Raw genomic sequence first — 16,320 nt, 5'->3', positions numbered from 1 at the left:
CGACACCCTCGCATATAAGAATCCAGCCTAAGATGGACTGATGCGACCCCCCACTGCTAAGAGGCAGGCCATGAACTTAGGCAAACAGCCAGCTGGTTTGAAGCTAACATCCGTGTCAGGGGAACAGACTATGAATGAAGTAACCATTATTGGTTCAACAGGGGGAATCAGAACTGATACCTGATTGACACTAAGGAGCAATTATACCATGGGCTTTACTAAGCCTATTGAACAAAAGTAACTATTAATTTTTTATAAAAAACGGTATCTAAAAGATACTATACGAGAGAGGAGACTATATGAGAATTCTTGTAACAGGCGGTGCCGGATACATCGGAAGTCACACATGTGTTGAGCTTCTTAATGAAGGCTATGAAGTAGTTATCATTGACAATCTTTATAATTCCAATCAGAAGGCAGTTGACCGTATCGAAGAGATAAGCGGCAAGAAGGTAAAGTTCTATCAGGAGGATCTTCTGGACAGAGCGGCCGTTAAGAAGATTTTTGATGAGAATGAGATAGATGCGGTTATCCATTTTGCGGGACTCAAGGCTGTAGGTGAGTCAGTTCACAAGCCGGTTGAGTATTACCGTACAAATATCGGCTCAACGCTCAATCTTGTTGAGGAGATGCGTGCTCACGGGGTAAAGAATATCATTTTCTCAAGTTCCGCTACTGTTTACGGAGATCCTGCCGAAATCCCTATCACAGAGAACTGTCCTAAGGGAACCTGCACCAATCCTTATGGCTGGACCAAGTGGATGCAGGAGCAGATTCTCACAGATGTTCATACAGCAGATTCTGAGTGGAATGTTATCCTCTTAAGATACTTTAATCCTATCGGAGCTCATGAGTCAGGCCTCATCGGTGAGGATCCTAAGGGTATCCCTAACAACCTTCTTCCATATGTTGCACAGGTTGCCATCGGAAAGCTTCCCGAGATCAATGTTTTCGGAAATGACTATCCTACACCTGACGGAACCGGAGTTCGTGATTACATCCATGTAGTTGACCTTGCGAAGGGACACGTAAAGGCTATCGAGAGATTTGCAAAGAATGACGGTGTATTTGTCTGCAATCTCGGAACAGGACATGGTTATTCTGTTCTTGATGTTATCCATGCTTTTGAGAAGGCTTGCGGCAAGGAGCTTCCTTATGTTATGAAGCCGAGACGTGACGGTGATATCGCAACCTGCTACTCAAGTCCCGCGAAGGCAGAGAAGGAGCTTGGCTGGAAGGCACAGTTCGATCTCGAGGATATGTGCAGGGATTCCTGGAACTGGCAGCAGAAGAATCCTAACGGGTATAATTCGTAATTTAGTGAAATGGTACAGAAAATGCAAGGGACGTGTGGCGGCCCACGAGATTGAAAGTACATCGCGGCTGTTGTGTTCGCCCCTGTCGCACTCACGTGCGCCCGGATGCGAACACAACATCCACGATGTTCTTTCAACTCGCAAGCCTAGCCACCCATCCCTTGCATTTTCTTCCGATTGTGGCTTAATAAACGTTTTTGAAGGTGCAAATATATGGATTTACAGTGTGGAATAAAAAATTTAGTTGCGTATGCGTACAGAACTACGCTTATAGAGGAAGAAGACATTACATGGGCGCTTAATACGGTTGCGCTGAATTTGAAGGTGGATGAAGTGACCTCAACTAAGGATGAGGTCATGGAAGAGGCGGAGAAGATTCCGTTTGATGAGGTTGAGGCAGAGGAGTTTAAGACTACTACGGAAACCGGGATCGTTGACGACGGGTCGTATCTTGAGAATGTTTTGAAGGTTCTTAATGATTATGCGGTGGAGCAGGGCCTTACGGATGGGGATTCTGTTGTATACAGAGATCTGTTCGATACAAAGCTTATGGGGGCTCTGACTCCGAGACCTTCAGAGGTTCAGGCAAATTTCTTTGATCTCTATGAAGAGGATCCGAAGGTTGCCACTGACTGGTACTATACATTTTGCAGAGATACTGACTATATAAGACGCTACAGAGTAAAGAAGGATCTTAAGTGGAAGACTGAGACAGAGTACGGGGAGCTTGACATTACCATAAACTTAAGTAAACCGGAGAAGGATCCGAAGGCCATTGCGGCAGCAGGAAAGGCCAAGCAGACAGGGTATCCCAAGTGTCAGCTTTGCTGTGAGTGTGAGGGCTATGCAGGACGTGTTGACTATCCGGCAAGAGAGAATCACCGTATCATTCCTATAGAGATCCAGGGTCAGGAGTGGGGATTTCAGTATTCACCATATGTTTATTACAACGAGCATTGCATCGTTCTGAATACCAAACATACTCCAATGAAAATCGATAAGAGCGCATTTTTGAAGCTTTTCGATTTTGTCCGTCAGTTCCCGCACTATTTTGTAGGGTCCAATGCTGACCTTCCCATAGTCGGTGGCTCCATCCTTGCACATGAGCATTTCCAGGGGGGTAACTATGAGTTCGCCATGGCAAAGGCTCCTGTAGAGAGAAGCTTCACAATTCCGGGATACGAGGACATTAAGGCAGGAGTTGTAAAGTGGCCTATGTCTGTTATCCGTCTCACCGGTGAGAATATCGCAAAAATGGCTGATCTTGCAGACCATATCCTTGTGGCATGGAGAGGCTACACCGATGAAGCTGCATTTATCTTTGCTGAGACTGATGGTGTTCCTCACTCAACCATCACTCCTATAGCGAGAAAGGTTGGAGAAGAGTACCAGCTTGACCTGGTGCTTCGAAACAATATCACCACCGAGGAGCATCCTCTGGGTGTTTACCATCCACATGCGAAGCTTCACCATATCAAGAAGGAAAACATCGGACTTATAGAGGTTATGGGCCTTGCGGTTCTTCCGAGCAGATTAAAGCAGGAGATGGCAGAACTTAAAGAAGCATTCCTTACAGGCAAGGATCTTCGTGACATTCCTGAACTTGAGAAACACGCCGACTGGTTCGACGCATTCATGGAGGAGTATTACAGACGTGACATCGAGGTCACAGCCGAGAATTTCGATGAAATCCTTCAGGACGAAATCGGAAAAGTCTTCATGCATGTCCTCGAGGACGCCGGAGTTTACAAGCGTACCCCAGAGGGCCAGGCTGCCTTCGACAGGTTTATAAAAACACTTTGATGTGAAATAAAAAAGAGGCTTCATTCATGAAGCCTCTTTTTTGTATGGCTAGATCATCGAAATTCCGAAAGAGTTAACCAGACCGTCGATGGGCTTGCCGGCCTTGCAAAGCGGGCAATCATTGTAGTCGGCAAAAGCATAGTCCGGAAGATCATTTGTGCCGTAAACCGAAACCACAGGGATGCCGTTATAAGAAGTGATGGCACTGAATACAGCGGAGACACCACTTAACTTGCCGCCGTAGTATTTTACAGCCTCGATGACCTTGTTGATGGATTTTCCGGTGGAAACGGAGCCCTCAAGGATGAGAACATTCTTGCCTCTCACCATAGGCTTAATGTTATCTCTGAAAATGATCTGTGAGTTGGAATTGAACTCCGGCTTTATTATATAGATTGTCTTATGGGCGTTGGTGTTCATGGCACCGCTCTTGGTAAGCTCCTCAGCAACGAAAGCGCCGATAACCTCTGTTCCTTCGTCACAAATGATGGTATCCACCACCAGACCGAAAAGGTATCTCTCTACAAGCTTGGCAGCAACCATATGAGCTTCGGACGCTCTGGTCTTAACTGTTGTGAGGTCTATGTAATAGTTTGTGTGAGAATGGTTTGTGGCAAAATGTCCCCTTGTAACCTTCAGTGGTAATGATATTCCCGTAACTTCGATTTTCTGATAGCTGTTTTCCATTTTTACTCCTTATCCTGTTTCCTGATGAAACATAATTTGATCATATTCTATGATCCGTGTCACGTAACCTGATGAATTCATTATATCATCTAGGTTGATAAAATAAATATTATTTTCAAAAATACATAAATTTGGAACATCATATCCCTGGATGGGATTTCGGATGAAGGAGACTGACGGATATGTAAGAAAAACGTAAGTATAAAAAGAACGTACGTGTGGAAAATTCAGAGAAGAGAGGGTATTATTAAGAAAGCAGGTGGTTTTGATAAAATGCCACAGCTTGATAAAAATGTCATATTTATGATATAGTTCAAGAAATTGCGTGCAAAAAAACAGCAAGATTTTTAAGGAGTTTTAAATGGCAGAGAAATACGATGCGTCGAGTATCACGGTCCTGGAGGGACTTGAACCGGTCAGAGTGAGACCCGGTATGTACATCGGTTCCGTAGGTTCCAGAGGTCTCAATCACCTCATTTACGAAATCCTGGACAATTCGGTGGATGAGCATCTGGCGGGATATGCCAAGAATATATGGATAACATTGGGAAAGGATGGCTCCTGTACCGTTCGTGATGACGGTCGAGGCATCCCTGTAGGCATGCACCAGAAGGGAGTTTCCGCAGAGCGAGTAGTTCTTACCACACTTCATGCCGGCGGAAAGTTCGACAGCAAGGCATACAAAACCTCCGGCGGTCTTCACGGTGTAGGTTCATCAGTTGTTAATGCTCTGTCATCCTACCTCAGGATCCGTGTTTATCAGGACGGAAAGATTTCGGAAGATACTTATGAGCGCGGAAAACCAACAACCGAGCTTGTAAAGGGACTTCTTCCTGTTGTGGGAAAGACAAAGGAGACCGGAACAGAGACCACATTTATACCGGATCCGGAGATATTTGAAAAGACAAGATTCAAGGAGGACTGGCTTCAGTCAAGACTCCATGAGACTGCATATCTTAACCCGGAGCTTACCATCCATTATCGGGATGACAGAGATGAGATTCCTGTTATCAAGGAGTTCCATGAGCCGGAAGGAATCATTGCCTTTGTAAAGGATGTCAATAAAGAGAAAGAAAAGGTTACTCCCGAGATTTACTTCAAGGGCGAGTCCGAGGGTACAACACTTGAGTGCTGTATTCAGTTTACGGATGACTTTGAAGAGAATGTTCACGGCTTCTGTAACAACATTTTCACCCAGGAGGGCGGAACACATATCACGGGATTCAAGACCAAGTTTGCCCAGCTTATAAACAGCTATGCAAGACAGCTTGGACTTCTCAAGGAAAAGGATGATAACTACACCGGTGCTGATACCCGTAACGGTATGATGGCTGTAGTTGCTATAAAGTATCCGGATCCTATTTTTGAAGGACAGACCAAGACAAAGCTTGCAAGCCAGGAAGCAGGAAAGCATGTTGCGGCCATAGTGGATTCAGAGCTTCAGCATTATTTCGACAGAAATGTTGAAGTTGTGAAGTCCATCATCACCTGCGCAGAGAAATCAGCAAAGATCAGAAAACAGGAACAGAAAGCCAAGAGCAACATGCTCAGCAAGTCAAAATACAGTTTTGACTCAAACGGAAAACTCGCTAACTGCATTTCCAAAAATCCCGAGGAGTGTGAGATTTTCATCGTAGAGGGAGATTCTGCGGGCGGTTCTGCAAAAAATCACAGAGACAGACGTACCCAGGCTATCCTTCCCCTTCGTGGAAAGATCCTGAACGTTGAGAAAGCTTCCATAGATAAGGTTCTTGCCAATGCTGAGATCAAGACCATGATCAATACCTTTGGATGTGGATTCTCAGAGGGTTACGGTAATGACTTTGATATCACAAAGCTCCGCTATGACAAGATCATACTTATGACCGATGCGGACGTTGATGGTTCACATATCGATACATTGCTCCTTACCTTCCTTTACAGGTTTATGCCTGACCTTATCACAGAAGGACATGTTTATGTTTCCATGCCGCCTCTTTATCAGGCTATACCTCACAATAAAAAAGAGGCACCGGAGTACCTTTATGATGAATCTGCGCTTGTAAAGTATCAGAAGAACCACAAGGTTGGAAGCTATGAGCTGAAGCGATTCAAGGGTCTTGGTGAGATGAATCCGGAGCAGCTTTGGGAGACAACCCTCAATCCGGAAAACAGAATTTTAAAGAGAGTTGAGATAGAGGATGGACGTCTGGCATCGGAGGTTACCAGTATGCTCATGGGATCAGAGGTAGGACCTCGCCGTGATTTCATTCATGATCACGCTGATGAGGCTGAGATTGATGCTTAAAAAGTTCATCGGTTAATGTCCTTCGCATATGACGGTTTTGTGAGAAAAACGTACTGCGTAAGCAGAATTCGCAGGCATCAAACGAAGGGTGACCGTGAAACCCCAAAGTAAAGAGAATAGATATAATTAAGGATTAATTATGGCAGAACAGATTTTAACAACCGAATATTCGGAGGAGATGCAGAAAAGCTACCTGGATTATTCCATGAGCGTTATCACTTCAAGAGCGGTACCGGATATTCGTGACGGACTTAAGCCGGTACAGAGAAGAGTACTTTTCGACATGGATCAGCTTCATGCTAACCATGACCACCCAACCTATAAGTCAGCCCGAATAGTGGGTGACACCATGGGTAAGTATCACCCTCACGGAGATGCATCCATATACGATACACTTGTTGTCATGGCGCAGGATTTCAAGCGTATGCAGCCGGTTATCCATGGACAGGGTAATTTCGGTTCCATAGAGGGAGATTCCGCAGCGGCTCCACGATATACAGAGGCGAAGCTTGAAAAGTTTACCGATGACTGCATGCTGGCAGATCTTGATAAGTCGGTGGAGTTTCAGGCAAACTATGATGAGACTCTGACAGAACCGGTTGTGCTTCCTGCCAGAATACCGTATTTCCTTTTGAATGGTTCCGAGGGTATCGCGGTAGGTATGGCTACATCAACTCCAAGCCACAATCTGGGAGAGATCATTGACCTTATTCTTGCTTATCTCAGAAATCCTGCCATGGGAACTGCTGATATGATGGAGTATCTTAAGGGACCTGATTTTCCTACAGGCGGAATCATCGCCAACAAGTCGGAGCTTGTGGATATTTACCGTTCCGGAACCGGAAAGCTGAAGCTCAGAGGAAAGATTGTATTCGAAAAGAAGGAAGGAAGATCCGACAGAGATAAGCTTGTGGTGACTGAGATACCATACACCATGATCGGTCAGGGTATCATGAAGTTCATGCAGGATACGGCACAGCTTGTGGAGAACAGAGTGCTTCCTGAAATCACAGACATTTCCAACCAGTCAGACAAGAACGGTATACGTATCGTTCTTGACCTTAAGAACGGCGCTGACATTGAAAGGATACAGAACGTCCTTTATAAGAAAACAAAGCTGGAGGATACCTTCGGCGTAAATATGCTTGCCATCAATGAAGGACGTCCGGAGACCATGTCTCTTCGCGGAATCATCAAGGCATACCTTAAGTTCCAGTATGAGATTCTCGGAAAGAAGTACAAGAATTTACTTGATGCCGAGATAGACAAGAAGGAGATTCAGGACGGTCTCATCAAGGCAGTTGACCTTATTGATGCCATCATTGCACTTCTCAGAAGCTGTAAGTCCCAGGCTGATGCAAAGAAAGCTCTTATGACGGGAGACATTGAAGGCATCAAGTTCCGTGACAGAGATAAAGAGTTTGAAGCAACCATCAGGGAGTTTACATTTACAGAGCGACAGGCTCAGGCAATCCTTGACATGAAGCTCAGCAAGCTCATCGGTCTCGAGCTTATCGAACTGAAAAAGCGTCATGCAGAGACTCTCAAGAAGATAAAGGAGTACAGGGGTATCCTTGGAAGCCGTGACCGTATGAACGAGGTTATTTCCGAAGACCTTATGTTCATAAAGTCCCAGTATGCAAAGCCCAGAAGAACACTTATAGAGGACGGCAGGGAAGCTGTATTCAATGATAAGGAAGTCCAGGAGATAGACGGATACTATGTTCAGGATAAGTTTGGATACTGCAAGATGATAGATGATGCTACTTACCAGCGTAATCAGGAAACTCTTGAGTCTGAAAGCAGATTTATCTTTAAGTGTAAGTCTACAGACAGAGTGCTTATATTTACCGATAAGGGCAATATGCATCAGATAAAGTGCCAGGATGTGCCCCTCGGTAAATTCAAGGACAAGGGTATACCTATCGACAACATCAGTAAGTACAATGCAAATGACGAAGAGATTGTTTATGTAAATGTTAAATCTGTACTTAACGGCAAGACTCTTGTATTCGCTACAAAGGATGCTATGGTGAAGCTGGTTGAGGCAAGCGAGTTTGAAACAGCAAACAAGCTGGTGGCTGCCACAAAGCTTAATGATGGTGATAAAGTGGTAAGCATTCAGGTGATGGGTTACGAGACGGACATCGTATTCAGAACCAGAGACGGTTATTTCCTGAGATGCTCCCTCAGTGATGTGCCTTTACAGAAGAAGAACAGTAAGGGCGTTGTTGCCATCAAACTCGGAAAGGGTGATGTACTCAGAGACGTTTATCTTATGGGAGTTGATCCTTTGGATATAAAGGTCAGCGGAAAGATGCTGTCACTTAACAGACTTAAGCTTGCCAACAGAGCAGGTAAAGGAACTAAACATTAAACATAATCGCGGGTTATGGTAAAAAAATCGCCATATAATTCACGTTATAGCCACAGCTTAGATTAGATATAATTAAAAGTTTATTGATTTAGGCAGCTTTTAGTAATATAAAAGAGCAAAGGGGTATCTTTACGTTAATCAGACGTGCTAAACAGACTGGCATCTGTCTGTCAGAAGAAACCTGCGAAAACATGAGTTTAAAGAGGAGAAAACAGTTATGGAGAAATTAAAAGTTGGCGTTCTCGGTGCAACAGGTATGGTTGGACAGAGATTCATCACACTTCTTGAGAATCACCCATGGTTTGAGCTTACAACACTTGCTGCTTCACCAAGATCTGCAGGACAGACCTATGAGAAGGCGGTTGAGGGAAGATGGAAGCTTGATGTTCCGATGCCCGAGTCCGTTAAGGGCATGATCGTAAAGGACGTTTCCAAGATTGATGAAGTTGTAAAGGACGTCGATTTTGTATTTTCTGCAGTAGATATGAAGAAGGATGAAATCCGTGTTTTTGAGGAGGCTTATGCCAAGACAGAAACTCCGGTTGTCTCCAACAACTCTGCTCACAGATGGACACCTGATGTTCCGATGGTAGTACCTGAGATCAATCCGGATCATTATCAGCTTATCGAGGCTCAGAAGAAGAGACTCGGTACAACACGCGGATTCATTGCTGTTAAGCCTAACTGTTCCATTCAGTCATATGCACCGGCCCTTGCCGCATGGCGTAAGTTCGAGCCGTATGAGGTTATCGTTTCCACATATCAGGCTATTTCCGGTGCAGGAAAGAACTTTGAATCATGGCCTGAGATGGAGCATAATATCATCCCATACATCGGCGGTGAGGAAGAGAAGTCAGAAAAGGAGCCTTTAAGAGTTCTCGGTACTTTTAAGGGAGATCATATCGATCTTGCAGAGGATATAAAGATTTCCGCACAGTGCATCCGTGTTCCTATCCTTAACGGACACACTGCAACAGTATTTGTTAAGTTCCACAAGAACCCGACAAAGGAAGAGCTTGTACAGGCACTGAGAGAGTATTCAGGTGAGCCTCAGGCACTTAAGCTTCCTTCAGCTCCTGAGCATTTTATCCAGTATCTTGAGGATGATAACCGTCCACAGGTTGATCTCGATGTTAACTACGAGAGAGGAATGGGTATCTCCATCGGACGTATCCGTGAGGATTCCATCTATGACTGGAAGTTTGTAGGACTCAGCCACAACACACTTCGCGGCGCAGCAGGCGGCGGAGTTGAGGCAGCAGAGTACCTTGCAGCCAAGGGATATATCACAAAGAAATAATTTCCCAAAGATATTCAGGGTCAGACTTTAGGGTCTGACCCTTTTTTGACTTTTTCGAAAGAAAGTCCTCCAGCTCTTTTTTTAGGCGGAACTGTTATTCCCTGTCCGCTTTTTGCAGTTATAAAGCTCAAAATAGTGAGATTACAGTGTTATATTTATGATATTATTGTTTCAAGTGTTGATATATATCAGGGGAGGTCGAAAAGATGTCAAATATTAGCTTAACGTATTACGGTCATTCGTGTTTTAAAGCAGCTTCAAAAGACGGGTCAGTGGTATTTGATCCTTATGAAAACGGCAGCGTACCGGGATTAAAGGTACCATCAGGTCTGTCGGCAGATATGGTTATTTGTTCTCATGAACACCATGATCATAATGCCTCCTCACTTATTTCTCTAAGCAGAAAAGATCATGGTCTAAAGTGTCATAACATTCTTGTGCCACATGATGATGCAAACGGAAGCAAGAGAGGCATGACAAAGATATCTTTTGTAAAGATGGATGATCTTGTGATTGCCCACATGGGAGACATTGGCAGACTGCCAAGTGAAGATGAGTATGAAGAATTGAAAAAAGCTGATGTTGTTCTTCTTCCTTGTGCCGGCTGCTATACCATAGATTCAGCTCAGGCACTGGAAATCATGAAACATTTGAAGACACCTTGTTTAAAGGTACTTATGCATTTCAGAGAAGGTGCAACGGGATATGATGTCCAGGAGGATATTCAGCATGTAATGTCGGTGATTCCGGGGGTTCACAGAATAAAGGAGCCGACATTCGAGATAGATACCCGGAATGTTCCGGATGAAATCATTACCCTTATACCCAAACAGAATTGAGGCTGAAACCTTATGAACGATAGTAGTAATGAGCAGAAGACCTATGAGGGAAGAAAAGAAACACAAAATGGTATAAAACGGTTGATTTTTGTGGGGATAGCCCTGCTGATCGAAATCGTACTTGTTCTTTTACTGTTTACAAAATTATGGGATTACGCCGAATGGATAAACATTGGCATGAGGATACTGGCTTTAGTGCTGGTACTGGGAATCTATGCCCAAAACAAAACGGCAGCCATGAAGATGCCCTGGATCATTCTGATACTTGTGCTTCCTATCATGGGGGTTTCACTGTATCTTCTGGTAGGGTTGAATGGGTATACGTGGAAGATGAGAGACCGGTATCGAAGGATAGATGAAGTGCTTATGCCCATACTTCCAAAAAATACCGAGATTATGGAAAAGCTAAGGGAGACTGACAGGGCTGCAGCAGGAGTTTCGCAATATATCGCCTCCAAGGCATTATATCCGGTTTATCAGAATACCCGAATCGAATATTATGACGATGCTGCAAAGGGGTTGGAAGCACAGCTTGATGCTTTGGCCAAGGCAAAATCCTTTATATTTATGGAGTATCATGCCATAGAGGATTCTGTTTCCTGGAACAGAATAGAGGAGGTTTTGGCTGAAAAGGTAAAAGAGGGGGTTGAGGTAAGGGTCTTCTATGACGATATGGGAAGCATTGGTTTCATTAATACGGATTTCTGCAGGAAGCTTGAGGCCCGTGGAATCCAGTGCCGTGTGTTTAATCCCCTGGCTCCGGGACTTAATGCTTTTCTGAACAACAGAGACCACCGAAAGATAACTGTAATTGACGGTTACGTTGGTTTCACCGGAGGTTATAATCTTGCGGATGAGTATTTCGGCCTGACACATCCCTTTGGATTATGGAAGGATACGGGAATAAGGCTTGAGGGAGAGGCGGTAAAGTCCCTGACCGTTACTTTTCTTGAAATGTGGAATGCTGTAAGTGATACGGATAAGGATGATGTTGAGTTTGGAAGGTTCTTTCCCAATGATGCATTGGTTGCCGGAGAAGAAGCATTTATCCAGCCCTATGCAGACAGTCCCATGGATGATATACATGTTGGAGAGGATGTATATATAAGTATCGTTGAGAAGGCGGTTAAGTACTGTTATTTTGTGACTCCCTATCTCATTATCACCGATGAGATGGCCCACGCCATGGCTCTTGCGGCAGAAAGAGGCGTTGATGTCCGTGTTATCACTCCGGGAATCCCGGACAAAAAGATGGTTTACAGTGTGACACGCTCCTTCTATAACTCGCTGGCAAGACACGGAGTCAGGATGTATGAATGGACTCCCGGATTCTGCCATGCGAAGATGTGCGTAGCAGATGACATCATGGCGACCTGTGGTACCATAAATCTCGATTACAGAAGCCTGTATCACCACTTTGAGAATGGATGTTTCATAGCCCACAGTGAAGTGGTACCGGCTATCCGTCGGGATTTTGAAAAAATGTTTTCGGAAAGTACAGAGGTTACGGAGGAATACAGTACTGTTAAAAGTTCATATCTTAAATTATCGCAGCTGTTCCTGAGGCTATTTGCAGAGCTGATGTGAATGCTGTAAAACCAATGGGATGGTTCTCGTAAAGAAGAACCGTCTCCGGTTTTTTCCCTTAATCCCCCCTACTCCAAGGGGGGATTTTGGTGTATAATGGTCGGAGCAAATTCGGGGTAGGACAGGTTTTAGAGACCGAACCTATAAGGACAGGCTTCTTCATTGAAGGAGAGTTCTCCCGTGAGAAATGGAGGAATCTGAAATGGCAGTAAAAGAATCGGTTTTAGGAAAGCTTCAGGACGGAACTGAGGTTAAGAGATATACTTTGACAAACGGTAATGGTACAGAGGCCAGTTTCACAGATTTAGGCGCAATCTGGCTTACTATGCTGGTGAAGGACAAAGAGGGAAACAAGAGAGATGTGGTTCTCGGTGTTGATAATGTTGAGATGCTGCTCAGGAACCCAGGTCACATGGGAGAGCCTCTGGGCCGTAACGCAAACCGTATCGGCGGCGGATCCTTTGAGATCAACGGAAAGACCTATGAGCTTACGAAGAATGACAAGGGTGTTAACAATCTTCACTCAGGACTTGATTACTGGAGAAACAGAGTATGGGATGCAGAGTATGATAATGCAGGACTCGGCAGCTATGTAATGTTCTCACTTATTTCACCGGACGGTGACCAGGGATTCCCCGGAGAAGCAAGGGTTTCTGTGACATATACATTGGCAGAAGACGACAGTCTCAGCATCCACTATACAGGAACAGCCGATCAGGATACGGTTTTTAACATGACAAATCATGCTTACTTTAATCTCGACGGATACGACAGCGGAGATGCCATGGACCAGATAGTCTGGATCAATGCTGACCGCTTTACACCTGCCGACAAGAATTCTATTCCTTACGGTGATATAGCATCTGTTCAGGGTACACCTATGGATTTCACCACACCGAAGCCTATAAAGAGAGATCTCAAAACAGATTTTGACCAGCTTAATTTTGCCGGCGGTTTCGATCATAACTGGGTGCTTAATGATTTCGACGGAAATGTAAGGCTTGCGGCCACAGCTTTCTCCGAAAAGTCAGGCATCAAAATGTCAGTATACACAGATCTTGAGGGAATGCAGTTCTATACAACCAATTCCATGGCTACTGACTTTGAAGGAAAGGGTGGAGTTCATTTCGGACCGCACCACGGATACTGTTTCGAAACACAGCATTATCCTGACTGCCTGCATAAGGCAGACTGGCCGACATCCATTGTCAGAGTCGGTGAAGAGTATGACACCACTACGATCTACAAGTGGGAAGTGAAGTAATAAAGTTTTTTATCCGGTGCTTTTCCGGAACGGAACCTGTGCCGGATAGATACTTATTTTTAGAGAGGTTTTATTGAAAAAGTTATTTATAGCGGAGAAGCCCTCCGTTGCGCAGCAGTTCTCTCAGGCTCTCGGTATGAATAATGTCAGGAGAGGCGACGGATTTCTGGAGGATGAAAACTATGTCATTACCTGGTGTGTGGGACATCTGGTGCAGTTGTCTTATCCTGAGGCTTACGATGAGTCTTTGAAAAAGTGGAGTTTTGACACGCTGCCCTTTATTCCCGGGGATTCCGAGTGGAGATACGAAGTCGGAAAGAGTACGAAAAAGCAGTTTCAGGTAGTTTCCAAACAGCTTAATCGTGAGGATGTGGACACCATATATGTCTGCACCGATAGTGCCCGGGAGGGAGAATACATTTACCGCCTTGTGGAGATGATGGCGAAGGTGCCGGAATCCAAGGAGAAAAGGAGAGTCTGGATAGACTCTCAGACCAATGAAGAAATCCTTCGCGGCATCCGTGAAGCAAAGCCCGAGAGTGCTTATGACAATCTTTCGGCCGCCGCCTTTTCACGTGCCAAAGAAGATTATCTCATGGGCATAAACTTCAGCAGAGCTCTGTCACTTAAATACAGTAACCGCATAAGACGGGAGCTCAACATGGATCGTAATGACAAGATGGTGGTGGCAGTGGGACGTGTCATGACCTGTGTCCTGGGAATGATAGTAAAGCGTGAGCAGGAGATAAGAGCATTTCAAAAGACGGTTTTCTACCGTATCCTGGGGGATTTTGACATCGGAAACGGTGCTGTGATCACTGCGGACTGGAAGGAAACTGAAGGTTCAAAGAAGTACGCACCAACAGAGATATATGACGGAAAGGGCTTCCTCAAGCAGGGTCGTGCCGTGGAGTTTATGAAGAGCTTTATGCCCTTCCCAAGAGATGCGGAGGTTACGGGACTCGAAAAAAAGAAGGAGACAAAGAATCCTCCGCTTTTATATAATCTTGCAGAGCTTCAGAATGACTGCTCAAAGATGTTTAAGATAAGTCCCGATGAGACTCTGGCCATAGCCCAGGAGCTTTACGAAAAGAAACTGACTACCTACCCCCGTACGGATGCGCGAGTTTTATCAACTGCCGTATCAAAGGAGATAGCAAAAAACATAAAGGGACTTTCCACCTATGAACCGGTGGCTGCAGCGGCACAGGAAATACTTGAGAACGGGTCCTGTAAAAACATCGGAAAAACCAGATATGTGGATGACAAGAAGATCGCCGATCACTATGCGATCATTCCTACCGGTCAGGGACAGAGGGAGTATCAGTCCTTAAAACCTCTGGCTAAGAAAGTATATGAGTTGATTTGCCGCAGGTTTCTTGCTATCTTTTATCCGCCGGCAGTATATCAGAAGATTTCATTATCTATAATCTGTAATGATGAAATGTTTACAGCCGGAACCAGAGCCCTGAAAGAGGAGGGGTATCTGAAGGTTGCCAATGTAAAGAAAGATGCTGCGAAGGCCATGGAGGGAGCCGGTGACGCCGGAAGTGCTGCCGGTGACGGACAGCCGGAGGGCGGACAGGATTCTGAAGAAACCGGAGACAAGGACGGACGCCTGAGTGAAGCGCTTTTGAAGCTTAAAAAGGGTCAGAAGATAAGTCTTCGTACACTGCAGGTTAAAGAAGGCGAGACCTCACCGCCTAAGAGATATACTTCCGGTTCAATGATCCTTGCCATGGAAAATGCGGGAAATCTCATAGAAGATGAGGATCTGAGAGCTCAGATCAAGGGCGCCGGAATCGGCACAAGTGCGACCAGGGCAGGAATACTCACAAAGCTTGTGGATGATAAGTATGTGTCACTTCAGAAAAAGACACAGATTCTGACACCTACAAAGCTTGGCGAACATATAGCCTATTATGTTAAGATATCCATACCACATCTTCTCAATCCGAAGCTTACGGCCTCATGGGAAATGGGCCTTAGTTCGGTGGCGGAAGGAAAGATAACCGAGCGGGAATACATGGATAAGCTGGAGCAGTTTGTGAGAGAAAAGACTGAGAAGATCAGATCAATGTAAAGCTATGCGGCAGTTTCGGCTGATTACCGGATCAAAAAACACAGAGAAACATCAAACAACTGTCTCATTTGAGATGAAAACAGGAGAACAAAGTGAAAAAGAGCGATATGACAATAGAGGCCATGTATGACCTCAGTTACACAGAGGCGGGGGAGGCATTTTCAGGATGCACTTACCCTTGGGAGGTACTTCCTAAAATCCATGATTTTATCGCGGCCTACGGACCGACTCTTTCAAAGGAGGAGTATGATGAAGTAAAGCCCAATGTCTGGATCCACAAGACTGCCAAAGTCTTTGATTCTGCTTATTTTGCGGAGTATATCATTATCGGACCTGAGACAGAGGTCAGACAGTGTGCTTTTCTCCGGGGCAATATCATTGCCGGTAAGGGTTGCGTCATAGGTAATTCCTGTGAGCTTAAAAATGTTATTATCTTTGACGGCGTGCAGACACCACACTATAATTATGTGGGAGATTCCATTCTTGGATATAAATCACACATGGGGGCTGCGTCACTTACATCAAATGTAAAGTCTGACAAGAAGCTCGTTAAAGTGCATGCTGAGGACGGAGACATTGAAACCGGACTTAAGAAGTTCGGTGCTATGCTCAGCGATCATGTTGAGGTGGGCTGCGGCTCAGTACTTAATCCCGGCACGGTTATCGGAAGGAATACCAACATTTACCCCCTTAGTTCTGTGAGGGGTTGTGTGGATTCCGATTCCATCTACAAGTCAAAGGATGAGATCATCAGAAAAACAGAAGATTAAACTTTTT

General features: G+C 44.9%; 11 protein-coding genes. 10 read left to right on the top strand and 1 reads right to left on the bottom strand.

Features of this window, described 5'->3' with window-relative positions; translation table 11 throughout:
* Positions 1-299 precede the first annotated feature (299 nt).
* Complete coding sequence (gene galE / locus BLV86_RS02695) at positions 300-1,316, top strand: UDP-glucose 4-epimerase GalE (protein ID WP_031554338.1); 1,017 nt, start codon at positions 300-302, stop codon at positions 1,314-1,316.
* Positions 1,317-1,529: 213 nt separating this feature from the next.
* Positions 1,530-3,119, top strand: coding sequence for a UDP-glucose--hexose-1-phosphate uridylyltransferase (locus BLV86_RS02690; RefSeq protein WP_090815014.1), 1,590 nt, complete (start codon positions 1,530-1,532; stop codon positions 3,117-3,119).
* A 48-nt stretch (positions 3,120-3,167) separates the two neighbouring features.
* Here the strand turns inward: BLV86_RS02690 and BLV86_RS02685 are convergent, their stop codons facing one another.
* Positions 3,168-3,806 carry a type I phosphoribosyltransferase gene (locus BLV86_RS02685; protein ID WP_031554345.1) on the bottom strand — a complete coding sequence of 213 codons (639 nt, stop codon included), beginning with the start codon at positions 3,804-3,806 and terminating at the stop codon, positions 3,168-3,170.
* A gap of 361 nt (positions 3,807-4,167) precedes the next feature.
* On the opposite strand from BLV86_RS02685, the gene BLV86_RS02680 reads away from it, so the two are divergent.
* The 8 genes from BLV86_RS02680 (at position 4,168) to BLV86_RS02645 (ending at position 16,313) form a co-directional block, all read left to right on the top strand.
* Positions 4,168-6,093, top strand: coding sequence for a DNA gyrase/topoisomerase IV subunit B (locus tag BLV86_RS02680; protein ID WP_031554348.1), 1,926 nt, complete (start codon positions 4,168-4,170; stop codon positions 6,091-6,093).
* 139 nt (positions 6,094-6,232) lie between these two features.
* The gene (locus BLV86_RS02675; protein ID WP_090815013.1) at positions 6,233-8,470 is read left to right on the top strand and encodes a DNA gyrase/topoisomerase IV subunit A; all 2,238 of its coding nucleotides are present in this window, start codon (positions 6,233-6,235) and stop codon (positions 8,468-8,470) included.
* A 217-nt stretch (positions 8,471-8,687) separates the two neighbouring features.
* The gene (gene asd / locus BLV86_RS02670) at positions 8,688-9,770 is read left to right on the top strand and encodes an aspartate-semialdehyde dehydrogenase (protein ID WP_090815012.1); all 1,083 of its coding nucleotides are present in this window, start codon (positions 8,688-8,690) and stop codon (positions 9,768-9,770) included.
* Between the two features lie 206 nt (positions 9,771-9,976).
* Positions 9,977-10,609: an MBL fold metallo-hydrolase gene (locus BLV86_RS02665; RefSeq protein ID WP_090815011.1), complete on the top strand. Its 633-nt coding sequence runs from the start codon at positions 9,977-9,979 to the stop codon at positions 10,607-10,609.
* Between the two features lie 12 nt (positions 10,610-10,621).
* Positions 10,622-12,196, top strand: coding sequence for a cardiolipin synthase (gene cls, locus BLV86_RS02660; RefSeq protein WP_090815010.1), 1,575 nt, complete (start codon positions 10,622-10,624; stop codon positions 12,194-12,196).
* 202 nt (positions 12,197-12,398) lie between these two features.
* Positions 12,399-13,460, top strand: coding sequence for an aldose epimerase family protein (locus BLV86_RS02655; protein WP_090815026.1), 1,062 nt, complete (start codon positions 12,399-12,401; stop codon positions 13,458-13,460).
* A 73-nt stretch (positions 13,461-13,533) separates the two neighbouring features.
* A complete protein-coding gene (locus tag BLV86_RS02650; RefSeq protein ID WP_090815009.1) occupies positions 13,534-15,543 on the top strand; it encodes a DNA topoisomerase in 2,010 nt (669 codons plus the stop codon).
* Positions 15,544-15,635: 92 nt separating this feature from the next.
* The gene (locus BLV86_RS02645; protein WP_029200157.1) at positions 15,636-16,313 is read left to right on the top strand and encodes an acyltransferase; all 678 of its coding nucleotides are present in this window, start codon (positions 15,636-15,638) and stop codon (positions 16,311-16,313) included.
* The last annotated feature ends 7 nt before the right edge of the window (positions 16,314-16,320 follow it).

This window comes from Oribacterium sp. KHPX15, assembly GCF_900107835.1.
Lineage (GTDB): Bacteria > Bacillota > Clostridia > Lachnospirales > Lachnospiraceae > Oribacterium.
This window is presented reverse-complemented; position numbering and strand designations above follow the sequence as displayed.